This is a genomic window from Halorubrum coriense DSM 10284 (assembly GCF_000337035.1).
GTDB classification, from domain to species: Archaea; Halobacteriota; Halobacteria; order Halobacteriales; family Haloferacaceae; genus Halorubrum; species Halorubrum coriense.
On record NZ_AOJL01000044.1, the window covers coordinates 19,257 to 41,136 of the forward strand.

Sequence of the window (21,880 nt, forward strand, 5' to 3'; positions counted from 1 at the left end):
TGTGGAACGACGATGGCGCTTCTCGAAGTGACGGCCGCGACCGGCCTCTCGGTGGTCACCGGAACGGCCGTGACAGCCCTCCTCTGTGTCGGACCGCGGCAGGTGTCCCGAGCGATGACCGACGTCGACGACCGCGTGCGCGAGGTCGCTCCCTACCTCGGCGCGGCGCTCGCGCTGCTCGCGGTCAAACAGCTCACGCAGGGCTACCGGCTGCGGCTCTCGCGGGCCCTCGACTGGAACATCACCGACGAGCTGTACGCGCTCGAAGGCGGATTCGTGGCGGGCCTCCAGCGGCTGACGCCGGAGGCGACGCTGGAGTTCTTCACCGTGAGCTACATGATCGGGTTCGCGTTCCTCCTCGTCGCGGCACCGGTGACGTACTTCCTCTCCGCCGAGGGCGGACGGCGCTACCTGAAGGAACTGCTCGTCGCGTACATGCTGAACTACGCCGTCGGGACCGTCTGTTACACCCTGTTCATCTCGTACGGCCCGCGGAACCACCTCGAAACGGTGTCGGGTCTGATGTACCGGGTGTACCCGCAGACGCAGGACCTCACCGCGGCGGTGGCGTCGAACACCAACGTGTTCCCGTCGCTTCACACGTCGCTCTCGGTGGCCGTCCTCGTCGTCGCGTGGCGGTCGCGCCGTACGCACCCCCGGTGGACGCCCGTCGCCGCCGCGGTCGCGACCGCCGTGGTGTTCTCGACGATGTACCTCGGCATCCACTGGCTGACCGACGTCGTCGTCGGCGTCGCTCTCGGCGTCGGGTCGGTGATCGCCGCGGCCCGAATCGTCGATCGGGCGGAGCCGCCGTCGGTCGCGGCCGACGGTGACCAGCGCCGAGAGCCCGCCGGTCGGGCCGGCGACGACTAGCTGTCTCGGGGCAAGTCGAGAGCCGAGGCTCTAGGAGTCTGTGTCTCAGAGAGAGGTGAACGCGTCGAGGATCGCTCCTCGCCGGGAGTCACTCCTCGTCGAGCAGGCTCTCGACCAAGTCCTCGGGGTCGAACAGGGTGATGTCGTCGTACCCCTGTCCGGTCCCGAGGAAGAGGATCGGCTTGCCCGTGACGTACGCAACCGAGATGGCCGCCCCGCCGGACGAGTCGGCGTCGGCCTTCGTCAGGATCGCGCCGTCTATCGCCGCGGCGTCGTTGAACTCTTTCGCGCGGTTCACGGCGTCTTGGCCCGCGACCGCCTCGTCGACGAACAGCGTCATGTCCGGGTCGACGACGCGGTCGATCTTCTCCAGTTGCGCCATGAGGTCGTCGCTCGTGTGGAGTCGTCCCGCCGTGTCACCGAGCACGACGTCGACGTCGTTCGCCTCCGCGTACTCGACGCCGTCGTAGATGACGGCCGCCGGGTCGCCGCCTTGATCGTGGCTGATCAGGTCGCGGCCGAGCCGGTCGGCGTGTTCGCGGATCTGCTCGTTCGCGCCCGCGCGGTAGGTGTCGCCGTTCGCGAGGACCGAGGAGTAGCCGCGGTCGGCCAGCCACTCGGAGAGCTTCGCGATGCTCGTCGTCTTCCCCACGCCGTTGACGCCGGTGAAGACGATGGTGACGGGCTTGTCGGCCTCGGCGATCCGCTGTTCGAAGTCGAACTGCCCGACCGCGATGACGTCGAGGAGGGCGTCGTGGAGCGCCGACTCGACGAGCTCGCCGGTCGTCTCGACCTGCTTGCGCGACTCGCCGAGCATGCTCTCGCGGACGCTGTCGAGGATCTGTTCGGCGACGCTCATCTCCACGTCGCTCTCGAGTAGCGCCATCTCGAGGTTCCACAGCGGCTCCTCTAAGTCCTCCTCCTCGATGATGATCCGGCCGGTCGCGAACGCCTTCGCGCGCTGGAACGTGCTCGGCTCGTCCGCGTCGGTCTCGTCGGAGTCGGCCTCGTTCGCACCGGCTTCGGTGGCGGCTCCGTCGGCCGGCGCGTCGCTCGCGTCGGCGGAGCTCTCGGGGCTCGCCTCGTCGTCGGGCGATGCGTCCTCCTCGGGCTCGGCCGACTCCTCGACGTCCTCCCGGAAGCCGGAGAGCTTGTCTTTCAGTCCGTCGAACACGGTCGAATCCCCGGGTTACTCCCCGTCGTCTTCCTGCGCCTGCTGCATCTGCTGCATCTGCTGTTGCTGCATCTGCTGTTGCATCTGCTGGGCCTGCTGTTCGAGCTCGTCGCTCTCGGACTCGAGCTCGTCGACCTCTTCTTCCGTCTCCGCGATGCGGTCGTCGAGCGCCTCCTGCTTGCGCCGGAGGACGTCGATGGCGTCGTCCTGCTCCTGCTCCGCGGAGTAGTTCCCGCCGAGCGAGACGATGACCTCGTCGATGTCCTGGACTTCCGCGCGGAGGTACGCGCCACCGCCGAGCGGCACCTGAACCGTCGCGCCGGTGTCGAGGGTCTCGATGGCCTCGATGGCGTCGTCGATGTCGGCCTTCTCTTCGCGGTAGTCGGCGATTTCGCCTTCGAGGGCCTCGATCTCCTCGTCGAGCGCCTGGATCTCCTGCGAGAGCTGCTGGAGCTGCTGTTGTCCGCCACCCATCATGCCTCGGACACCTCCTCGATCTCGATCTGCGTGCGCTTCCGGTTGTGCTGGCTCCCGACCGTCGTGTAGATCCGCTCGCGGGCGAGGTCCTCGTTCTCCGCGTCGACGTCCTTCGTGAACGGCTGGTCGCCGTCTCGGCTCTGGAACCGTCCGCTCACTGTGTAGGTACTCATGTTCCTCGATCCGGCAGGGACAGGGAAGTATCTTCCTAAAAGGGGACAGACCAATTCGCCGCCGCGAGCGACGCGGAGCGGCCGCGAACGGGCGCTCTCACCCGGAGAGATCCGCGAGCCGGAAGCGGACGACCGCGAGCGCGACGAGGACGGCCGCCGCGGCGGTCAGGGTCGCCGCGCCCGCCAGATCGTACTCGCCCAACACGAGCACGGCGGAGGGGTCGTAGTGGGCCGTGGGGCTGAGGTCGGCCGCCGCCGAGAACTCGGTGTTCGCGACGAGCGACTCGAACATGAACAGGGCGAACAACGCGCCGAGCGCGACGCGCTGGGCGACGCCGGGCCGGGAGACGAGCGTCGACACGGCGAGGCCGAGACCGACGCAGGTCAGGTGATACGGCACCGCGAGCGCGTGGACCGCGAGGAGCCGTCCGACCGCGATCGTCTCGCCGACCGCGAGGACGCCGACGTAGGCGACGACCGGCAGCGCGACGTTCAGGAGGACGACGAGCGGGACCAGCCCGAGGAACCGGCCGATAACCACGTCGCGGCGCGCGACGGGGGCCGACAGCGTGAGGTCCATCCGCCCGGAGGCGACGTCGCCGGCGATCGTTCCCCCCGCGAGGTACGCGAGGTAGAGCCCGACCAACAGCAGCCACGCGAACTGATAGAACTCCACCGCGAGGAACCCTTCTATCGAGGAGATGGCGATGATCCCGAACGCCTCTCGGAGCGCGGGCGGGAACGCCTCGACGTACGCGTCGAGGTCGACGTCCGCTGTCGCCAAGGACGGGAAGAAGGCGAGGAACAGCAGGAGGAACGCGGAGAGCAGGCCGGTCAACACGAGCGACCCGCGGGCCCGGCCGGCCGCGTCGTACCGCGCGATCGCGAGCCACGGGGTCGCGCGGTCGCTCATCGGGTGTCACCTCCCGACGCGGCGGTCGAATCCGCCGGCGTCTCGGCAGGGGTAGTCCCCTCGGATCGCTGTCGCTCGCCGCCGACCGGCCCCGGCACGTCGCCGTCGTAGAACGTCATGAACGCCTCTTCGAGCGGCGCGTCGACGACGTCGAGGTCGCGGACGGTGTACCCGGAGAGCAGGTCGATCAGCGCGTCGTACTCGCCGGTCCAAGTGAACGAGACGGTCTCGCCGACGCGGAGGTTCATGATCCCGCGGCGCTCGAAGTCGCCGCGCTCGACGTCCTCCGCGACGCGGACGCGGACCTGTTTGCCGCCCCGCGAGCGGAGTTCTGCGACGGACTCGACCGCGACGAGGTGCCCCTCCCGGAGGACGCCGACGCGGTCGCACAGCGCCGCCACCTCGCCCAGCACGTGCGAGGAGAGGAGGACGCTCGCCCCGTCGTCGACGCGCTCGCGGACGAGGCTCGCGAACTCCTCTTGAAGCAGCGGGTCGAGCCCGGAGGTCGGCTCGTCGAGCAGCAGGAGGTCCGGGTCGTGTATGAACGCGGCCACCAGCGCCACCTTCTGTCGGTTCCCCCGCGAGAGGTCGCCGACGCGGCGCGACTCGTCGAGCCCGAACCGCTCGACCAGTCGGTCGCGGCTCGATTCGCCGCGCAGCGCCGCCTGATGGTCGAGGAACGCCCCGGCGGTGCGGTCGCGGTCGAGCCCCGGATCTCCGGGGAGGTACCCGATCCGCTCGCGGGCGCGACGCGATTCGACCGGATCCGTCGCGTCGTGACCGAGGAGCGTCGCACCGCCGTTCGTCGGCGAGAGGAACCCCAACAGCGTGCGGATCGCGGTCGTCTTCCCCGCGCCGTTCGGGCCGAGGAAGCCGAAGACCTCGCCGTCCTCGACGGCGAACGAGACGTCTTCGATCCCGCGGACGTCGCCGTAGTACTTGGAGAGGCCGCGACACTCGATGGCGGGCATACCGCCCCCAACACCGCTGCGGCTGTTAAATGTGAGAGTACGCGGAGGGAGGGATGGCGGCGCAGCCGAAGACGACTGGCGCCTCGGTCGAAGAGAACCGGCGGCTCAGTCGATGAACGCGAGCGTCTCTTCGATGCGGCCGAGCTCGGGCCCGGTCGTGTCCTCGCCGACGACGTACCCCTCGTCGGTGGCGACGAGGCCGGAGCCGACGAGCGGCGCGCCGTAGTTGACGGTGCCGAGGTCGGCGCGGACGTCGAGCGCCTCCTCGACCGCCTGAAGCTCCGACTCCGTCGACTGGGGGTGACAGAGCACGCCGGTGTCGTTGGCGACCGCCGCCGTCCCGACGGTGCGGACGTCGCCGAGGTCGCCCCGAATCACCGGGACGTCGAGCGCCGTTTTGATACTCTGGATCGACTCGCGCGAGAGGTCCGGATGGACGTACGCGCCGTAGTCGTTCGCGAGGACGACGTTGCCGGCGGCGTTGATCTCGCCCGGGAGTTCGTGTACCGGCACGCCGGCGGCGTCGGCGATTCGGTCCTTCTCGCGTTCGGTCGCGCGCGACGAGACGAGGATGCCGTTCTCGTTGCCCGTCGCGAGGGCACCGACCGTGTTGGACCTCCCGACCGTCGTCAGCAGCGGCTCCGCGCCGAGTTCCGCCCCGAGGTCCTCGGCGAGCGTCTCGTCGACGTCCGGTCGGACCAGCAGGAGGTCGTCGACGGCGCGGGCGAACACGCCCACGTACGACGAGCCGGTGAAGGTCGCCCGTAACACGTTACTCGGCGTGTTCGGCTTCGACGACCGGCTCGCCGTCCTCGACGAACCGGGCCGCGCGGACTCGCACGGTGCTGGGCGGGTTCTGTCGCCCGTTCTCCCAGACGGCCTCGTTGACGGACCCGTCGATGATCACGTCGGATTCGTCGACGGAGAAGTGCTTGGCGAGGTGCTGGCGCGTGATCTTCATGGCGTAGTCGGCGCGCTGCTGGACGGGCTTCTCCTTGGCGTCGCGGAGCGGGACGGTGACGACGCGCTCCTCGAAGTCGTTCGTCGACATTTACTCGTCCAGGTCGTTCCGACGCCAGTTGCGCCGCTTGGGGTTTCGCGTCACGTTCATGTCAGTCTTCATCATGACCCACGCGGGGACGCGGGTGTTCTGGCGCTCCGCCTTCGCCAGACGCTTCTTTTGAGCCTTCGACTTGTCTCCCATAGTGGCGCACACTTTCCGCGGCGCGCATAAAACCCCTTCCATACGGGGTCGCGCGAGGCCGCCGCGGACCCCCCTCCCGTCGGGAGTTCCCCTCTCCGCGGCCGCTACAGTTCCCGCTCGGCGATCCCCGCGTAGATCCGACGACAGCGGTCGAGGGCTTCCAGACTCGCGCTCTCGGTGTCCGTGTGCGCCTCGCCCGGTTCGGAGGCCCCGCAGACGAGGCAGTCGGTGCCCGCCTCCGCGAGCCAGCCCGCGTCGGTCGCGTGCGGCTTCGTGACGTGTTCGGGCGCGTCGAGGTCCCGCTCGTCGTGGACCGCGCGGGCGATGTCGAGGGCGGCGTCCGCGAACGCGGCGTCGCCGCAGGCCATCGGCGGGAGGTCCTGATCGACGACGAGTTCGACGCCGGGCGTCGCGTCGGCGACGCCGGCCAGGTCCGCGCGGTCGCCGGGGACGGTGCGCTCGTCGACGGTCGCCTCGCACCGCTCCGGGATCACGTTCCACGTCTCGCCGCCGTCGACGATCGTGACCGCGAGCGACCCGGACACGTCGTTCCCGAGGACCGTCGCCTCGGGCGCGTCGAGCCCCCGGACCCCGTCGACGGCGTCGCAGGCGCGGTAGATCGCGTTCTCGCCGGCTTCGGGCTCCGAGGCGTGCGCTGCCTCGCCGTGCGCGACGAGCCGCGACCCGCGCCGTCCGCGGTGGGCGACGACGACGTCGGTCACGCCCGGCTTCGAGTAGTCCGTCGACCCCTCCGCGACGACGGCGCGGTCCGGCGCGAACCCGGCGTCGATCGCGTGCCGCGCCCCCTCGCCGCCGACCTCCTCGCCGACGAACGACGCGAAGACCAGTTCCCGGCCCGCGGGCGGCGTCGCGTCCCGGAACGCGAGCATCGCGGCCGCGACCGACCCCTTCATGTCGGCCGTCCCGCGGCCGTAGATCCGGCCGTCGCGGCGCTCGACGACGTACTCGCCGGCGAGCCCCTCGCCGGCCGTCTGCTCGGGCGCGGGCGGGACGACATCGTGATGGCCGACCAAGGCGAGCGACGCCGCGTCGGGGTCGTCGGTCGCGCCGGCGAACGCGAGGACGTTGCCGGCGTCGTCGCGCTCGACGGTCGCGTCGGTCTCCGCGCGCAGCCACTCCTCGATCGCGTCGCCGGCGGCCGTCTCGTCCTCGTGAGAGGGGATCGAGACGAGCCGCTCGGTGAGGTCCGCGAGTTCGTCCATGGGGGCAGTGGCGGTCGTCGACGCATAAGCGTCGCCCCTCTCGGCGGTCGCCGCGAGCGCGAACGCCGGCGGGGACCGGCGCTCAGGTCGTGAACAGCTCCGTGTCGTCGGGCACCGCGAACAGCCCGAGCCGGACCCCGGCGTCGAGCCAGCCGTACCCGTACGAGTACGAGGCGAGCGCGTTCACCGGGTCGCCGTCGGAGCGGAAGTGGCGGCCGTCGTCGAGGTACGACTCGGCCATCTCCGTCACGTCCGCCGCGGCCTCGCCCAGCGGCGTGTCGGCGGGGGGCCGCGGCTCCGCGACGGCCAGCGCGTCCGCGAGCATCCGCTCGTAGCGGTCCGTCTTCTCCTCTAGGTCGGCGGCCATGTCCGAGTGTTCCGTCCGGCGGACAAAAGCGACGGGGTCGGGGCGAGGGCGGCGCGGACGCAACGGGCGGTCGGAGCGCCGGCGCCCCCGACCCGAAGGCTTTCAATCCGTCCGTGCGAGCGCGAAGCATGACCGGAGCGGCGGCGTGCGCGTACGTCCACGACGTCAGCGGCGATCGCTTCGACGACGTCGACGGCGACGTGTGGCGGTGCCCGCACGACGCTCACGCCGACACCGACTACTGCGTCTTTCACCAACCGATCCGGTCGCTCCCGGAGCGGGGCGTCTCGGCCGAGCGCCTCGGTGCGGCGATCGTTGACGTCGTCGAGTCGGAAAACGCCGGCGAGAACCGGTTGTTCGGCGCCGTCTGCCCGGGGATCGACCTCGAATACGCGGTCGTCGACGGCGAGACGACGCACCCGATCGACCTCCGCGAGTCGTGGATCCTCGGCGACGTCGAGTGCTACAACTGCCGGTTCGAGAACGTCGTCCGATTCGACGGGTCCGTCTTCGAGTCGCGAGCCGTGTTCGAGGACGGGAGCTTCGCCGCCAGCGCGAGCTTCACCGGCGTCAAGTTCCGCGGCCCGGTCTCGTTCAACCTGACGGCGTTCCGGCGCTGGGCCGACCTGAAGGACGCGACGTTCCGGGACGAGGCCTGCTTCCGCGGCGCGGCGTTCGAGAAGGGGCTGTTCGGCGTCGGCGTCGCCTTCCGCGGCGCGGCGGACTTCATGAACGCCGACTTCGACTCGGTCGCGAACTTCTACGACGCGACGTTCGAGCGCGGGGGGTTGTTCTCCTCCGCGACGTTCCGCGGCGACGCGAAGTTCACGGGCAGCGACCTCGGCGCGCCCGTCGCCGTCGGCACGAACTTCGTCGACGACCCGTCGCTCGCGGGCTCCGGCCTGCCGTACAGCGACGGGGCGATCCCCGAGACGTGTCTGGTGCTCACGTCGGGAGTGTGCGTCGGCGACATCCAGCTGGCCGACGCGACCGCCGAGTCCCGGATCCTCGTCAGGGATGTCGACCTCCGGGGTGACGTCGAACTGCGGGACTTGGCCGCCGGAGGGGACGGTCCGGTCACCGTCGACTTCCGGAACGTCGACGCCGTCTCGGGCGTGATCGAGGTCGCGGGGGACCACGCGTTCGACTTCGGCGGGAGCGTCCTCGGCGACGTGGTGCTCGAGGGGGCCGCGTCGGCGGAGCCGGACCTCGAGCGGTTCCGGTTCGAGAACGCCGTCTTCGACGGGTTCGACTTCGGCGCGTACCGGTCGCTGTTCGACCGGCTGGAGTGGCGGCTCCACGGGGACGACGGGGCGACCCCGGCGGAGCGCGAGAACACGTACCTCCGGGCGAAGAACGGCGCGGTCGACGTGGGCGAGAACACCGCGGCGCGCGAGTTCCACTTCCGAGAGATGCTCAACCGCGGCCGGTCGTATCGCCGGGCGGCGTTCGGCGGTGAGGACTCGGACCGGCGGGAGGCGGACGGGCGGGCGCGGCTCCGCTTCGCGCGGAAGTGGCTGAGCAATCAGGTACTGCGGTACACGTGCGGATACGGCGAGCGCGCGGGACGCGTCGTCTACGCCTCGGTCGCCGTCATCGCGTTCTACGCCGCGGCGTACGCCTGGTTGGGCGTCGAACTGACGTATGAGGGGCCGCTCGCGGCGCTCGCGTTCAGCTTCCAGTCGTTCAACGCCCTCGTGTTGGGGATCCCGGAGGTGTCGACGCCGGCGCTTGGCGTGGTCGTCGCCAGCGAGGCGTTCATCGGGCCGTTCTTCGTGGCGTTGTTCGTCTTCGCGATCACGCAGTCCGTCGGGAGGTGATCCCGCGGGAGAGCCGGGAGGACGCCCCGAGCGATTTTATTTCTCGCGGCGCCACGAACGAAACGGATGAATCCCCGCAGTCGCCTCCCCGAGACGGGGCGATTCGCCCTCGCGGTCGTGGTCGCGACGAACCTCCTCCCGCTCGCCGGCGTCGTCGGGTTCGGCTGGCGCGTCGGCGAGCTGCTCGCGGTGTACTGGATCGAGGTCGCCGTCCTGGTGGTCGCCCACAGCGTCGCCGCGCTGTTCGCCGAGCGGCCGATCCGCCTCGAAGACCGCTCGTTCTACATCGTCGGGTACTCGCAGGACGACGAGCGCGACGAGGTGTGGGAGAGCGACCCGGTGCCGATCCGCCTCGCCTCGCGGCTCCCGCCGATCTACCGCCGGAACGTCCGCGTTGTCGGCCGCTCGCTCGGCGTCTTCGCGTTCCTGCTGTTCCCGCTCGTCGCGGTCGGCTGGGACGCGCTCTCGTATCTCACGCCCACGGTCGGGCTGGCGACGCTCGGCGTCTGCGGCGCTCAGGTCGCGGAGGTGCGCCGAGAGTTCTTCGCCGAGCGCGCCTACGAGGAGCGGTCGCCGTACATGGTCGTCGAGGCCGCCCAGCGCGTCGTCTTCTTCTACTTCGTCGTCGGGACGCTGACCGTCGTGCCGGTCACCTTCGGGATCTTCGCGGTGGAGGCGGCGCTCGCCCCGGGGCTGCTCGACGCCGTCGCCGACGCGGTCGGCGTCGAGGTCGTTCTCCTCCCGTACCTGCTCCCGATCGCGCTCGGGAAGGCGCTCGTCGAGTGGAGCCGGCGGCGCGCCGCCAGCGAGGACGACCCGGACGGCGTCGCGACGTGGTTCACGGGCGAGGACCCCAGGCGGGAGTGGAAGAAAGACGAGGAGTCGGCCGGAGACGGCTGATGTCGGAGAGAACGAACGCGTCGACGACGCGGGAAAGCGGCCGCGGCGACGACGCGGCAAAGCGCGCTCACTGTCGCGGTCCCGAAAGCGCAACGCCGATACCCCCGGCCGCGAAACGGCGGGGCATGTACGAGGCCGTTCACGCCTATCCCGACGGGGAGGCGACCGTCGCGCGCCACGCCGCGACCGCCGCTCGGCAGGGGTACGACGGGATCGCGGTGCGGTCGCGCGACGCGCTGGCGGCGGCGGGGGACGGCGGCCCGTCCGCGGCGGACCGCGGCGAGAGCCCGGCCCGCGATCCGGACGCGCTCCGCGAGGAGTACGGGATCGACGTCGTCGACGCGGTCGAGATCGACGCCGACGACCCGACGAGCGCCTCGGGCGCGGTCGGCAACTACCGGTCCGACCGGACCGTGGTCTGCGTGGTCGGCGGCGACGACGCCCTGAACCGGTTCGCGGTCGAGCAGGCCCGCGTCGACGTCCTCGTCCGGCCGATGGCGGGCGGCGGCGACTTTAACCACGTCCTCGCGAAGGCGGCGCGCGACAACGGCGTCCGGGTCGAGTTCGACTTCGGCCCCGTCCTCCGCGAGACCGGCGGAAGGCGGGTCCGGGCGCTCGCCGACCTCCGGAAACTCCGGGAGATCGTCGCCCACTACGACGCGCCGTACGTGGTGAGCGCGAACGCGCGGTCGCACCTCGAACTCCGCGCGCCCCGCGAACTCGTCGCGGTCGGCGAGGCGATCGGCTTCGACGCCGAGGCCGTCCGCGAGGGGCTCCAAGCGTGGGGCGACCTCGCCGAGCGGAACCGGGACCGGCGCTCCGAGGGCTTCATAGAGCCGGGGGTTCGACGTGGCAAGTATGAAGAAGACGGTTGCTGAACACGCCGAGCGCTTCTCCGAGAAGGCCGCGGCGTACGACGACTCGAAGAGTGACGAGTACCACGCCTGCGCGAGCCTCGTGATCGACCGCGCCTCGCCGGAGTCGGACGACGTCGTCCTCGATCTGGGGGCCGGGACCGGCGCGATCGCGCTGGCGGTCGCCGAGGACGCCGACCGCGTCCTCGCCCGCGATATCAGCGAGGGGATGATGGACGAGGGGCGGCGGAAGGCGGCCGATCGCGGCCTCGACAACGTCGAGTTCGCGTACGGCGAGTTCCGCGACCCCGGGCTCGACGCGGACGAGAGGGTCGACGTCGTCACCTCGAACTTCGCGCTCCACCACCTCGCGGACGACGAGATGCGCGAGGCGATCCGGGTGATGGGCGAGATGGGCGCGCGGCGGATCGTCCTCGGCGACGTCGCTTTCTTCGAGGACCCGGACCCCGAGGCCCCGTTCTACAGCCCGGAGGTCGACGACCCCGCGACGGTCGGGACGCTGGTCGAGGCGTTCACCGACGAGGGGTTCGCGGTGACGGCCGTCGAGCGCGTCCACGACCAGGTCGCGGTGATCGTCGCGGACCGGATCCCCGAGCTCCCGGCGTGATATCGCCGTGAAGCACCTCCCGAAACACCTCCGGCCGCGGTGGCGGTACCTCGCCGTCGGGCTCGAGTCGTGGCCGGACGCGGCGATCGGGCGGCGCGCGTTCCAGCGCGCGCTGTGGTACAGCGCCGGCAACCTGCTCGGCGACGCCGGGAGCGCCGACGCCGACCTCACGCTGCTGTCGTTCGCGCACGCCGACGGAACCGGGGAGGCGGTCGTCAGGGCCAGGCACGGCCACGTCGACGAGGCGCGCGCGGCGGTCGCCTGCGTGAGCGAGGTCGACGGCGAGCCGGTCGGAACCCTCGTCAGGGGAATTTCGGGGACGGTACGTGCCTGTGAGGAAAGATATATGGGTCGCGCGACCGCCAGTTCGACACAGCGAGACGTCGCGTTCGGGGGGTCCGAGCGGCCCGCGGTCGTGCGCGGAGACGCGTGCGACGTGGAGACCGAGTCGGACCGCGTCGGCGCGACGACCTTCGACACTGAGTGATATCATGCAGGGCCAATCCCAACAGCAGGCGTACGACCGCGGCATCACAATCTTCTCTCCGGACGGCCGACTCTACCAGGTCGAGTACGCCCGGGAGGCGGTGAAACGGGGGACGGCGAGCGTCGGGATCCGCGCCGAGGACGGCGTCGTCCTCGCGGCCGACAAGCGCGCCCGCTCCCCGTTGATGGAACCGGAGAGCATCGAGAAGCTCCACAAGGCCGACGACCACGTCGGCGTCGCGAGCGCGGGCCACGTGGCCGACGCCCGCCAGCTCATCGACTTCGCCCGCCGGCAGGCGCAGGTGAACCGCCTCCGCTACGGCGAGCCGGTCGGCATCGAGACGCTGACGAAGAACATCACCGACCACATCCAGCAGTACACGCAGGTCGGCGGCGCGCGGCCGTTCGGCGTCGCGCTCATCGTCGGCGGCATCGAGAACGGCGAGCCGCGCCTGTTCGAGACGGATCCGTCCGGCACGCCGTACGAGTGGCAGGCGCTGTCGATCGGCTCGGACCGCAGCGACCTCCGCGACTACCTCGAGACGGAGTACGAGGAGGGCGTCTCGACGGACGAGGCGGTCGGGCTCGCGCTCGACACCCTCGCGCAGTCGAACGACGGCGAGCTGTCCCCGGACGGCGTCGGCGTCGCGACGATCACCGTCGACGACCCCGAGTACGCCGAGCGACCGGTCGACGAGATCGAGTCGATCCTCGACGAGCGCGACCTGCTCGCGACCGACGAGGACGAGGCGGACGACGAGAACGCAGACGAGGAGTAACGACCCTGTCGTCTCCGGCCGGCGGTCGGCCCCTTGCGTAGCCGATCGCCGGTCGGGAGAGTTATGCCGTCGGAGACAGACCGGAAACGCGTGCAGAAGACGGCACTCATCACCGGCTGTTCCTCGGGTATCGGCCGCGCCGCGGCGCACGCGTTCCTCGACGAGGGATGGACCGTGTACGCCACCGCGCGGAACCCGGCGGACATCGAAGCGCTCGGCGAGGCGGGCTGCGAACTCGCCACGCTCGACGTCACCGAGCAGGACGACGTCGACCGCGTCGTGGACCGCGTTCTCGACGAGGAGGGCGCGATCGACGCCCTGATCAACAACGCCGGCTACGGGCAGTTCGGCCCGGTCGAGGACGTGACCACGGAGCGGGTCCACGAGCAGTTCGACGTGAACGTCTACGGGCCGCACCGACTGATCCGGGCGGTCCTCCCGGCGATGCGTCGCGAGCGCGACGGGACCATCGTCAACGTCTCCTCGGTCGCCGGCCGCGTGTCGATTCCCGGCGGCGGCGTGTACAGCGGGTCGAAGTTCGCCGTGGAGGCGATGTCAGACGCGCTGCGCAACGAGGTCGCGGACCTCGGGATCGACGTGGTGGTCGTCGAGCCCGGCCCCGTGAAGACGAACTTCTCGGATCGCGCGGCGTCGGAGGCCGACCCCGAGGAACGCGAGGGGATCGAGCGGACCGAGGCGTACGACTCGCTCTACGCGATGTTCGACGACACGCAGCTGATGGGCGGCGACGGCCCCGGCTCGGTCGAGCCGGAGCTCGTCGCGAACGCCATCTACGACGCCGCGAGCGCCACGCAGCCGCCGGCGCGGGTCCAACCCGGGACCGTCGCTCGCGTCGGCGTCCTCGCGCGGTTCCTCCCGGACGCGCTGCTCGACAAGGCGTACGGGTTCGTCCGGAGCTTCACGTCGTAAGCGACCGCGACCGACTCGACCGTCTCACTCGTCGGCGTCGACCGCGAACGGGCTCGCTCCCTCCCGCCAGTCCCATCCCGGAAGCCGCGTCTGAAACCCCGCGGCGAGCGCGGCGTCGAGGTCGTCCGCGCCGGCCGTCCCCGCGCCCGAACGGTCCGAATCGGCCGTGGCGTCGCGGTCCACGTAGAGGTCGGCGACGTGGAACGTCGCCTGCGCGAGCAGCGAGAGCGGGCGGCCGCCGGCGATCGTCGCCGCCAGCTCCCGGCCGAGCACCTCGTCGACGACGAAGCCGGGATAGTCGTCGGCCACGTCCAGATCGCGGAGGAGCACGACGCAGGCCGCGACGTTGACCGCGACCTCGCCGTCGGCGAAGACGATATCGGCCTCGCGACGGTACGCGTCGGCCGTCACCGCGTCCACGTCCGCCCCGAAGAGCCGACCGAGCCGGTCGCGGGTGTCGTTGAGGACCGGGACCACCACGTCGGCGCGGTCGCGGACCCAGGCGTGTTCGTCGCGGACGGTCTCCGGTGTGACGCGCATGGGCCGATTTCGGCCGCCGTCGGCTTGCCCTTTGCGAAGGCTTTTATAACGGCGGGGCAGTAGCGTGATCCAAGCGGGTTTTCGCTGGCTGTTCCCGCACGGAACACTACGGACAGTACTTCCACTATGCCTACCCCGTCACGGTCGACCGATCGCGGCGAGTCGCCGCGCGGCGCGCGGCTCGACGACGGCGGCCTCGACGACCCGCAGTGAGATATGAGTCAAGTCGATAAGCAACTCGATACGTTGAAATCCGAGATCGAACAGGAGATTCCGAACGACATCACGGTCACAGATGTCAAATACGAGGGCCCGGAGCTGGTCGTCTACACCCGCGACCCCAAGCGGTTCGCCGGCGACGGCGACCTGATCCGCCGGCTCGCCTCGAAGCTCCGGAAGCGGATCACGGTCCGCCCGGACCCGAGCGCCCTCTCGCCGCCCGTCCGGGCGGAAGAGCAGGTGCGCGAGGTGATCCCCGACGAGGCCGGCGTCACCGACCTCGACTTCCACGAGGACACCGGCGAGGTCGTCATCGAGGCCGAGAAGCCCGGCATGGTGATCGGCCGCCGCGGCTCGACGCTCCGCGAGATCACCCAGGAGGTCGGGTGGACCCCGGAGGTCGTCCGGACGCCGCCGATCGAGTCGTCGACCGTCTCGAACGTCCGCGGCTTCCTGAAGAACGAGCGCGAGGAGCGCCGCGACATCCTCGAACGCGTCGGCCGCCAGATCCACCGCGAGGAGATGTCCGACGACGAGTGGGTCCGGATCACGACGCTCGGCTGCTGCCGCGAGGTCGGCCGCGCGGCGTTCATTCTCTCGACGCCCGAGACGCGGATCCTCATCGACTGCGGCGACAAGCCCGGCGCGGAAGGGGAAGTGCCGTACCTCCAAGTGCCCGAGGCGCTCGGCGCGGGCGCGGCGACGCTCGACGCGGTCATCCTGACCCACGCGCACCTCGATCACTCCGCGCTGGTGCCGCTCCTGTTCAAGTACGGGTACGACGGCCCCATCTACACGACGGAGCCGACCCGCGACCTGATGGGCCTGCTCACCCTCGACTACCTCGACGTCGCCGCGAAGGACGGCCGGACGCCCCCGTACGAGTCCGCGCAGGTCCGCGACGCGATCAAACACACCATCCCGCTGGAGTACGGCGACGTGACCGACGTCGCCCCGGACGTGAAGCTCACGTTCCACAACGCGGGCCACATCCTCGGGAGCGCGGTCACCCACTTCCACATCGGCGACGGCCTCTACAACGTCGCGTTCTCGGGCGACATCCACTACGAGGACACGCGCCTGTTCAACGGCGCGGTCAACGACTTCCCGCGCGTCGAGACGCTCGTGCTGGAGTCAACCTACGGCGGTCGCAACGACTACCAGACCGACCAAGAGGACTCCGAGGAGGCGCTGAAGGAGGTCATCAACGAGACGTACGAGCAGGGCGGGAAGGTCGTCATCCCCGCCTTCGCCGTGGGGCGGTCACAGGAGATAATGCTCGTCTTGGAGGAGGCGATGCGCGAGGGCGAGATCCCGGAGATGCCCGTCCACCTCGACGGGATGATCTGGGAGGCGACCGCCATCCACACGACGTACCCCGAGTATCTCCGCGACGACCTCCGCGACCGCATCTTCCACGAGGACGAGAACCCGTTCCTCGCCGACCAGTTCAACCACATCGACGCCGGCGAGGACGAGCGACAGGAGGTGGCCGACGGCGACGAGTGTATCGTCATCTCCACGTCGGGGATGATCGAGGGCGGCCCGATCATGTCGTGGCTCCGCCACATCGGTCCCGACCCGGACTCGAACCTCGTCTTCGTCGGCTATCAGGCGCAGGGGACGCTCGGCCGCCGGATCCAGAACGGCTGGGACGAGATCCCGGTCGACGGCTGGGGCGGCGGGAGCCGCGGCGACACGCTCACGCTGGAGATGGGCGTGGAGGTCGTCGACGGCTTCTCCGGTCACGCCGACCGGCAGGGGTTAGAGAACTTCGTGAAGACGATGAACCCGCGCCCGGAGAAGGTGCTCTGCGTCCACGGCGACGAGAGCTCGGTACAGGACCTCTCGTCGTCGCTGTACCACGATTACAACATGCGGACGTTCGCGCCGAAGAACCTGGAGACGTTCCGGTTCAAGTAGACCCGAGGGCGAATTCGCGGCGGGACGGGGCTGTCGAGGTGTTTTCGCGGACTGAGGGTTTGAAACGCGCTTTCCGGACCGATCGCTTGCCCGCGTTTCTCCGACCGATCGACGCCGGCGAGCGCGTCGCGCTCAGTCGTCTTGCCGCTTCGCGGCGGGGGTCTCGTCCGACGGTTCCGAGGGGTCGGTCGGATCCGAGGGGTCCGCATCGCGACCCAAGTACGTCGCCAGCGCGCCGGTCCGGGTGGTCCGCGGGCGCGCGTAGGCCAGATACCACGCGAGGCTGCCGACGCTGATGCCGACCGCGCCGAGTATCGAGAGGAGGCCCATCTGGACGATCAGCACGACGCCGCCGATCACGCCGAGTATCTGTACCACCGGGTAGCCGGGCGAGCGGAAGTCCGGGTCGTATGAGTCGACGCCGGCCTCCCGGAAGACGATCACGGAGAGGTTCTCCAGCGAGAAGACGAGGATGAGGAAGGCGCTCGCGAGCTTCGCCAAGTCGACGACCGGAACGAACGCGATGAGCGCCAAGAGCAGCCCGCCGGTGACGAGGACGGCGGTCACGGGCGTCAGGAAGCGGGGATTGATCCGGCCGACCCGCTCCGGCAGGAGCGAGTCGCGGCTCATCGCGAGCAGGAACCGAGAGGTGCCCAGCACGCCCGCGTTCGCCATGCTCGTGAGCGCGAGGACGGCGGTGACGGCGACGACGGTGACGCCCGCGCCGCCGAACACCCGCGCCGCGCTGTCGGCCATCGGCGTGAGGGAGGTCCCGCCGCCCGGGCCGCCGCCGACGAGCGTCTCGCCCGGCACGACGCCGACGACGACGGCCACGACCGCCGTGTAGATGACCATCATCACCCCGATGGAGATGAGCATCGCGAGCGGGATGTTCCGGCTCGGTTCGGCGATCTCCTCGGCGACGGACGCGACCTCGCCGATCCCGGCGTACGAGACGAACACGAAGGCGGTCGCGGTCGCGACGCCGCCGATCCCGTGGGTGGTGAACGGGGCGTACTGCGAGGGTTCCGCGGGCTGGACCCCGCCGAGGACGTACGCGCCGAGGACGAGGACGACGAGGGAGACGAGGACGCTCTGTACCTGCCCGCTCTTCTCGGTGCCGACGATGTTGAGCAGGATGACGACGACGCCGAGCACGAGCGCGACCGCCTTCACGAGCCCCGCGGGGATGTTCACGAGCAGCAGCAGGTAGGCCCCGAGCCCGACGAGCGCGAACGCGCTCTTGAACACGAGCGAGAACCAGACGCCGATGCCCGCGATCGTCCCGAACAGCGGTCCCATCGCGCGGTCGATGTAGATGTAGGTGCCGCCGTCCTCCGGCATCGCCGTCGCCATCTCGGCCTTCGAGAGCGCGTTCGGCAGAACTGTCAGTCCGGCCAACAGGTACGCGAAGACGACCGCCGGTCCGGCCTTCTCGAATCCGACCGCGGGAAGGACGAAGATCCCGCCGCCGATCATCGCGCCCATGCTCAGCGTGACCGCTGAATAGAGCCCTAAGTCTCGGCTCAGGTCCCCGTCGCTCATTACGTTTCCCTTGGGATACCCACAGTTAATCCTTCGCGATCGGCAGTATTCCGGCCGCGTACCGGGCCAGTAGAAAGTGACAATTGAATTATCACACGCGGTCGTCGCCGTCGGCCTCGGGGGGTCGGTCGTCGACCTTCCCGTCGCGCCGATCCCGTTCCCGAGCGTCCGGGTCCCGTTCCGCCGGGTCGCCGTGGCCGCCGCCGCCCGGCGTGCGGACGGAGACGGTCGCACCGGCCGCGACGTCGACGGATGTCTTCGCGGGGACCGGCTCCCCGTCGATGCGGTTCTCACCGACCGCGCCGTCCTCGCCGCCGTCGAGGCCCCGCGGCGCGATCCGCCGGCGCTCGGTCAGGAGCGAGACCGTCGCGTCGGTCTCGACGGTGACGGTCCGCTCGATCCCCAGTCCGCCGCGGTGGCGGCCGTCGCCGCCGCTCGACGGGCGCAGGGCGTACCGCTCGACGCGGAGCGGGTACGCCGTCTCCAGCGCCTCGACCGGCGTGTTGAGCGTGTTCGTCATACCGACCTGAACCCCGTCCATCCCGTCTTTGGCCGGGCGGCCGCCGAAGCCGCCGGCGATCGTCTCGTAGTAGGTGAACCCGCCCGCGCGGTCGCCGATGATCAGGTTGTTCATCGTCCCCTGCCCGCCCGCGGGGACGACGTCGGGGACCGCCTCGGCGAGCGCGGCCAGCGTCACGTCCGTGACCCGCTGGCTCGTCTCGACGTTGCCGCCGACGACCGCGGCCGGCGGGCGCGGGTCGAGCAGCGACCCCTCCGGTGCGGTGATCGAGACCGGCTCGTAACAGCCGTGGTTCGGCGGTATCTCCGGGTCGGTGATCGCTCGGACGACGAAGTACACCGCGCTCTTCGCGACCGAGAACGGCGCGTTCACGTTGCCGTCCACCTGGTCGGCCGTGCCGGCGAAGTCGACGTCGAGCGCGGCCCCGTCGACGGTGACCGCGACCTGGATCGGGATCGCCGCGTCGGTCACGCCGTCGCCTTCGAGGACGTCCCGCGCCCGGTACGTGCCGTCCGGGAGGTCCCGGATCTCGGTCTCGACGCGCTCGCGGGAGTAGTCCACGACGGCGTCGAAGGCGTCGAGCAGGGTCGGGCCGTGTTCGTCGAGCAGTTCGCCGATCCGCTGCTCGGCGCGGTCGTTCGCGGCGCGCTGCGCGCGGAGGTCGGCCTCGCGCTCGTCCGGCGTGCGGACGTTGGCGAGCAGCAGGTCGCGGACGCCATCGTTGGGTTCGCCGCCGTCGACGAGCCGGACCGCCGGGAGCCGGAGTCCCTCCTCGAATATCTCTCGGGCCCCGGGCGGCATGCTCCCGGGCGCGCTCCCGCCGACGTCCGCGTGGTGCGCGCGCGACACCGCGAAGCCGACAATCTCGCCGTCGGGGGCGATCGGCGACACCAGCGTCACGTCCGGGAGGTGCGTCCCGCCGGCGAACGGGTCGTTGACGACGAACACGTCGCCGGGCTTCGGGTCCTTCTCTAAGGCGACCGCGACCGCGTCGGGCATCGCGCCGAGGTGGACCGGGATGTGTTCGGCCTGCGCGATCATCCGGCCGTCGGCGTCGAACAGCGCCGTCGAGCAGTCCTGTCGCTCCTTGATGTTCGGGGAGTACGCGCCCCGGATCAGCACGTGGCCCATCTCGGCCGCGACGCTCTCCAGTTGGTTGCGGAGGATTTCCAGCGTGACCGGGTCGACGTCGGGGCCGCTCACGCGTCGCTCACCTCCGCGACCAGCGCGCCGTCGCCGCGCAGTCGGACGCTCCACCCGGGCGGGACGACCGCCGTGCTCTCCGCGCCCTCGACCACGACCGGCCCCTCGACGCGCCCGTCCGCCGGGAACCGCTCCCGGTCGTACACCGGCGTCTCGCGGGGTCCGTCGGGGAACACGGCCTCCCGGGTGGTCCGGGGGTCGGCCTCGCCGGTTCCGACGGACTCGATCGCCGGCGCGCTCCGGGGCACCGTCGCCGTCGCGCGGCAGTTCACCAGTTCGACCGGCTCGTCGGCGCGGTAGCCGTACGCCGACTCGTGCGCCGCCGCGAACCGCTCAGCGGCCGCGTCGGGGTCGAACGGGCGCGCCACGTCGACGGTGAGCTCGAAGCTCTGCCCCGCGTAGCGGAGGTCGGCGGCGCACTCGACGCGCGCCGCGTCCGGATCGCTGACCTCGCCGAGCAGGCCGTCGGCCAGCTCTCCGTAGAGCGCGTCGATCGCCTCGGCGTCGACCTCGGCCAGCGGCCCCTGGCGGGTCCGCACGGCGTCGCGCGTCTCGTCGGCCGCGAGGAGGCCGTACGCCGAGAGGACGCCGGACGCGTGCGGGACGACGACGCGGTCGACGTCGAGCCCGTCCGCGATCGAGACCGCGTGCATCGGCCCGGCGCCGCCGAACGCGACGAGGCCGAACTCGCGGGGGTCGTGGCCGCGCTCGACGGTGACGGAGCGGATGGCGCGGGTCATGTCGGCGTTCGCGACGCGGTGGACGCCGAGCGCGGCCGCGACGGGGCCCTCCATGCCCGCCTCGTCGGCGAGGTCGGCGAGCGCGTCGCGGGCGGCCGCCGCGTCGAGCGACAGGTCGCCGCCGAGGCTGGTGTCCGCGCCGACGTACCCCAGGACGAGGTTCGCGTCGGTGACGGTCGGCTCCGTGCCGCCCTTGCCGTAGCAGGCGGGGCCCGGCTCAGCGCCGGCCGAGCGCGGGCCGATCCGGAGCGCGCCGCCGGAATCGACCCACGCGATCGACCCGCCGCCGGCCCCGACGGTCTCGACGTCGACCATCGGCGTCCCGATCGGTCGGTCGGCGATCGCCGACTCCGTCGTGCGCTCGACCTCGCCGTCGCGGACGAGGCTCACGTCGCTGGAGGTGCCGCCCATGTCGAAGGTGATCAGGCCGTCGCGGTCGGCGTCCGCCGCCGTCGCGCTCGCGCCCACGACGCCCGCCGCGGGCCCCGAGAGGACGGTCGTCACGGCGTTTCGCCGGACGGTGTCGGCGTCGGTGACGCCCCCGTTGGCCTGCATGATCTGCGGCTGCGGGAGGCCCATCTCTCGGGCCCGCTCGGTGAGGCGGCCGACGTAGCCGTCGATCGCCGGCCGCACGTACGCGTCGACCGCCGTGGTCGAGGTCCGCTCGTACTCGCGGAACTCGGGCAGCACCTCGTGGGAGGCCGACACCGGAACGTCGAGCGCCGCGCGCAGCGCCTCGGCGACGCGCGCCTCGTTCTCCGGGTGCGCGTACGCGTGGAGCAGGCAGACCGCCACGGACTCGACGCCCACGTCGCGGAGGTCGGCGACGAGCGACTCGATCTCGGCGTCGTCGACGGGCCGCTCGACCCCGTCCGGGCTCGTCCGCTCGGCCACCTCGAACCGGCGGCGGCGGGGGACGAGCGGCGTCGGCTTCTCGGCGTCGAGGTCGTACAGCGACGGGCGGGTCTGCCGACCGATCTCCAGCACGTCCCGGAACCCCTCGGTCGTCACGAGCGCGGTCCGCGCGCCGTCGCCCTCCAGCAGCGCGTTGACGGAGACGGTCATCGCGTGAGAGAACTCGCGCACGCTCCCGGGGTCGACGCCGGCCGCCTCGCAGGCCTTCTCGATCCCGGCCGCGACGCCCTCGCTCTGGTCGTCGGTGCTCGGCACCTTCGCGGTGACGAGGTCGCCGTCGAGCGAGAGCGCCACGTCGGTGAACGTCCCCCCGACGTCGACGCCGATCGCCCGACTCTCCGCCGATCTCCCGTCCATCTACGACACCTCCGCGGCGTCGCGGGGGCCCCGGACGCCGGACGGCGCGATGTCTCGCTCGCGTGGCATGAGAGCCAATCGTTACCGGACGGGCTTAAGACCGCCCCGTTCCGCGGTGCGGCGGTCAGCGTCGTCCCGCGCCCGCC

Annotated in this window: 23 protein-coding genes; 9 read left to right on the plus strand and 14 right to left on the minus strand. The window is 71.1% G+C overall.

The genetic code is table 11. The features are described 5' to 3' along the window. Nucleotides 1-12 precede the first annotated feature (12 nt). On the plus strand, nucleotides 13-873 hold the full coding sequence (locus C464_RS10980) for a phosphatase PAP2 family protein (protein WP_006113770.1): 861 nt from the start codon (nucleotides 13-15) through the stop codon (nucleotides 871-873). Nucleotides 874-961: 88 nt separating this feature from the next. On the opposite strand, the gene ftsY is transcribed toward C464_RS10980, so the two are convergent. From ftsY to C464_RS11030, 10 genes are all read right to left on the minus strand, one after another. Then, on the minus strand, nucleotides 962-2,047 hold the full coding sequence (gene ftsY / locus C464_RS10985) for a signal recognition particle-docking protein FtsY (protein WP_006113771.1): 1,086 nt from the start codon (nucleotides 2,045-2,047) through the stop codon (nucleotides 962-964). Between the two features lie 15 nt (nucleotides 2,048-2,062). After that, nucleotides 2,063-2,521 carry a prefoldin subunit alpha gene (gene pfdA, locus C464_RS10990; RefSeq protein ID WP_006113772.1) on the minus strand — a complete coding sequence of 153 codons (459 nt, stop codon included), beginning with the start codon at nucleotides 2,519-2,521 and terminating at the stop codon, nucleotides 2,063-2,065. After that, nucleotides 2,521-2,697 carry a 50S ribosomal protein L18Ae gene (gene rpl18a / locus C464_RS10995; RefSeq protein ID WP_049911083.1) on the minus strand — a complete coding sequence of 59 codons (177 nt, stop codon included), beginning with the start codon at nucleotides 2,695-2,697 and terminating at the stop codon, nucleotides 2,521-2,523. The genes pfdA and rpl18a overlap by 1 nt, the downstream gene beginning before the upstream one ends. 97 nt (nucleotides 2,698-2,794) lie before the next feature. After that, the gene (locus tag C464_RS11000; protein ID WP_006113774.1) at nucleotides 2,795-3,610 is read right to left on the minus strand and encodes an ABC transporter permease; all 816 of its coding nucleotides are present in this window, start codon (nucleotides 3,608-3,610) and stop codon (nucleotides 2,795-2,797) included. After that, nucleotides 3,607-4,581, minus strand: coding sequence for an ABC transporter ATP-binding protein (locus tag C464_RS11005; RefSeq protein WP_006113775.1), 975 nt, complete (start codon nucleotides 4,579-4,581; stop codon nucleotides 3,607-3,609). The genes C464_RS11000 and C464_RS11005 overlap by 4 nt, the downstream gene beginning before the upstream one ends. Nucleotides 4,582-4,686: 105 nt before the next feature. Then, nucleotides 4,687-5,352 (minus strand): translation initiation factor IF-6, encoded by a 666-nt coding sequence (locus tag C464_RS11010; protein WP_006113776.1) that lies wholly within the window; start codon nucleotides 5,350-5,352, stop codon nucleotides 4,687-4,689. A gap of 1 nt (nucleotide 5,353) precedes the next feature. Beyond that, nucleotides 5,354-5,632, minus strand: a complete 279-nt coding sequence (locus C464_RS11015; protein ID WP_006113777.1) for a 50S ribosomal protein L31e — start codon at nucleotides 5,630-5,632, stop codon at nucleotides 5,354-5,356. Next, on the minus strand, nucleotides 5,633-5,785 hold the full coding sequence (locus C464_RS11020) for a 50S ribosomal protein L39e (protein ID WP_004050128.1): 153 nt from the start codon (nucleotides 5,783-5,785) through the stop codon (nucleotides 5,633-5,635). Between the two features lie 104 nt (nucleotides 5,786-5,889). After that, nucleotides 5,890-7,008 (minus strand): M20 family metallopeptidase, encoded by a 1,119-nt coding sequence (locus C464_RS11025; protein ID WP_006113778.1) that lies wholly within the window; start codon nucleotides 7,006-7,008, stop codon nucleotides 5,890-5,892. 82 nt (nucleotides 7,009-7,090) lie between these two features. Continuing rightward, the gene (locus C464_RS11030) at nucleotides 7,091-7,375 is read right to left on the minus strand and encodes a DUF357 domain-containing protein (RefSeq protein ID WP_006113779.1); all 285 of its coding nucleotides are present in this window, start codon (nucleotides 7,373-7,375) and stop codon (nucleotides 7,091-7,093) included. 128 nt (nucleotides 7,376-7,503) lie between these two features. Between C464_RS11030 and C464_RS11035 the strand changes: the two genes are divergently transcribed. From C464_RS11035 to C464_RS11065, 7 genes are all read left to right on the plus strand, one after another. Next, nucleotides 7,504-9,195 (plus strand): pentapeptide repeat-containing protein, encoded by a 1,692-nt coding sequence (locus C464_RS11035; protein ID WP_006113780.1) that lies wholly within the window; start codon nucleotides 7,504-7,506, stop codon nucleotides 9,193-9,195. 66 nt (nucleotides 9,196-9,261) lie between these two features. Next, nucleotides 9,262-10,095: a DUF6498-containing protein gene (locus C464_RS11040; RefSeq protein ID WP_006113781.1), complete on the plus strand. Its 834-nt coding sequence runs from the start codon at nucleotides 9,262-9,264 to the stop codon at nucleotides 10,093-10,095. Between the two features lie 125 nt (nucleotides 10,096-10,220). Beyond that, nucleotides 10,221-10,973 carry an RNase P subunit p30 family protein gene (locus C464_RS11045; protein ID WP_049911084.1) on the plus strand — a complete coding sequence of 251 codons (753 nt, stop codon included), beginning with the start codon at nucleotides 10,221-10,223 and terminating at the stop codon, nucleotides 10,971-10,973. Then, entirely contained in the window at nucleotides 10,954-11,577 is a 624-nt protein-coding gene (locus tag C464_RS11050) for a class I SAM-dependent methyltransferase (RefSeq protein ID WP_006113783.1), read from the plus strand. Before C464_RS11045 ends, C464_RS11050 begins: the two co-directional genes overlap by 20 nt. A gap of 7 nt (nucleotides 11,578-11,584) precedes the next feature. Then, the gene (locus C464_RS11055; protein WP_006113784.1) at nucleotides 11,585-12,064 is read left to right on the plus strand and encodes an Rpp14/Pop5 family protein; all 480 of its coding nucleotides are present in this window, start codon (nucleotides 11,585-11,587) and stop codon (nucleotides 12,062-12,064) included. A 4-nt stretch (nucleotides 12,065-12,068) separates the two neighbouring features. Then, nucleotides 12,069-12,842, plus strand: a complete 774-nt coding sequence (gene psmA / locus C464_RS11060; protein WP_006113785.1) for an archaeal proteasome endopeptidase complex subunit alpha — start codon at nucleotides 12,069-12,071, stop codon at nucleotides 12,840-12,842. Between the two features lie 63 nt (nucleotides 12,843-12,905). Beyond that, a complete protein-coding gene (locus C464_RS11065) occupies nucleotides 12,906-13,772 on the plus strand; it encodes an SDR family oxidoreductase (protein WP_006113786.1) in 867 nt (288 codons plus the stop codon). A 24-nt stretch (nucleotides 13,773-13,796) separates the two neighbouring features. Here the strand turns inward: C464_RS11065 and C464_RS11070 are convergent, their stop codons facing one another. Beyond that, a complete protein-coding gene (locus C464_RS11070) occupies nucleotides 13,797-14,312 on the minus strand; it encodes a hypothetical protein (protein ID WP_006113787.1) in 516 nt (171 codons plus the stop codon). Nucleotides 14,313-14,528: 216 nt separating this feature from the next. Here C464_RS11070 and C464_RS11075 point away from each other — a divergent pair, with 216 nt between their 5' ends. Then, a complete protein-coding gene (locus C464_RS11075) occupies nucleotides 14,529-16,454 on the plus strand; it encodes a beta-CASP ribonuclease aCPSF1 (protein WP_006113788.1) in 1,926 nt (641 codons plus the stop codon). A 132-nt stretch (nucleotides 16,455-16,586) separates the two neighbouring features. On the opposite strand, the gene C464_RS11080 is transcribed toward C464_RS11075, so the two are convergent. From C464_RS11080 to C464_RS11090, 3 genes are all read right to left on the minus strand, one after another. Next, entirely contained in the window at nucleotides 16,587-17,999 is a 1,413-nt protein-coding gene (locus C464_RS11080; RefSeq protein ID WP_049911086.1) for an APC family permease, read from the minus strand. 91 nt (nucleotides 18,000-18,090) lie between these two features. Then, nucleotides 18,091-19,722 carry a hydantoinase B/oxoprolinase family protein gene (locus C464_RS11085; protein WP_006113790.1) on the minus strand — a complete coding sequence of 544 codons (1,632 nt, stop codon included), beginning with the start codon at nucleotides 19,720-19,722 and terminating at the stop codon, nucleotides 18,091-18,093. After that, entirely contained in the window at nucleotides 19,719-21,734 is a 2,016-nt protein-coding gene (locus tag C464_RS11090) for a hydantoinase/oxoprolinase family protein (protein ID WP_006113791.1), read from the minus strand. The genes C464_RS11085 and C464_RS11090 overlap by 4 nt, the downstream gene beginning before the upstream one ends. Between the last annotated feature and the right edge of the window lie 146 nt (nucleotides 21,735-21,880).

Bases quoted from the DNA above. Each gene is read 5' to 3' on its own strand.
- C464_RS10980 (WP_006113770.1), top strand. From the start codon at position 13: ATGGCGCTTCTCGAAGTGACGGCCGCGACCGGCCTCTCGGTGGTCACC.
- pfdA (WP_006113772.1), bottom strand. From the start codon at position 2,521: ATGGGTGGCGGACAACAGCAGCTCCAGCAGCTCTCGCAGGAGATCCAG.
- rpl18a (WP_049911083.1), bottom strand. From the start codon at position 2,697: ATGAGTACCTACACAGTGAGCGGACGGTTCCAGAGCCGAGACGGCGAC.
- C464_RS11000 (WP_006113774.1), bottom strand. From the start codon at position 3,610: ATGAGCGACCGCGCGACCCCGTGGCTCGCGATCGCGCGGTACGACGCG.
- C464_RS11005 (WP_006113775.1), bottom strand. From the start codon at position 4,581: ATGCCCGCCATCGAGTGTCGCGGCCTCTCCAAGTACTACGGCGACGTC.
- C464_RS11015 (WP_006113777.1), bottom strand. From the start codon at position 5,632: ATGTCGACGAACGACTTCGAGGAGCGCGTCGTCACCGTCCCGCTCCGC.
- C464_RS11020 (WP_004050128.1), bottom strand. From the start codon at position 5,785: ATGGGAGACAAGTCGAAGGCTCAAAAGAAGCGTCTGGCGAAGGCGGAG.
- C464_RS11025 (WP_006113778.1), bottom strand. From the start codon at position 7,008: ATGGACGAACTCGCGGACCTCACCGAGCGGCTCGTCTCGATCCCCTCT.
- C464_RS11030 (WP_006113779.1), bottom strand. From the start codon at position 7,375: ATGGCCGCCGACCTAGAGGAGAAGACGGACCGCTACGAGCGGATGCTC.
- C464_RS11035 (WP_006113780.1), top strand. From the start codon at position 7,504: ATGACCGGAGCGGCGGCGTGCGCGTACGTCCACGACGTCAGCGGCGAT.
- C464_RS11040 (WP_006113781.1), top strand. From the start codon at position 9,262: ATGAATCCCCGCAGTCGCCTCCCCGAGACGGGGCGATTCGCCCTCGCG.
- C464_RS11045 (WP_049911084.1), top strand. From the start codon at position 10,221: ATGTACGAGGCCGTTCACGCCTATCCCGACGGGGAGGCGACCGTCGCG.
- C464_RS11050 (WP_006113783.1), top strand. From the start codon at position 10,954: ATGAAGAAGACGGTTGCTGAACACGCCGAGCGCTTCTCCGAGAAGGCC.
- psmA (WP_006113785.1), top strand. From the start codon at position 12,069: ATGCAGGGCCAATCCCAACAGCAGGCGTACGACCGCGGCATCACAATC.
- C464_RS11065 (WP_006113786.1), top strand. From the start codon at position 12,906: ATGCCGTCGGAGACAGACCGGAAACGCGTGCAGAAGACGGCACTCATC.
- C464_RS11070 (WP_006113787.1), bottom strand. From the start codon at position 14,312: ATGCGCGTCACACCGGAGACCGTCCGCGACGAACACGCCTGGGTCCGC.
- C464_RS11075 (WP_006113788.1), top strand. From the start codon at position 14,529: ATGAGTCAAGTCGATAAGCAACTCGATACGTTGAAATCCGAGATCGAA.
- C464_RS11080 (WP_049911086.1), bottom strand. From the start codon at position 17,999: ATGAGCGACGGGGACCTGAGCCGAGACTTAGGGCTCTATTCAGCGGTC.
- C464_RS11090 (WP_006113791.1), bottom strand. From the start codon at position 21,734: ATGGACGGGAGATCGGCGGAGAGTCGGGCGATCGGCGTCGACGTCGGG.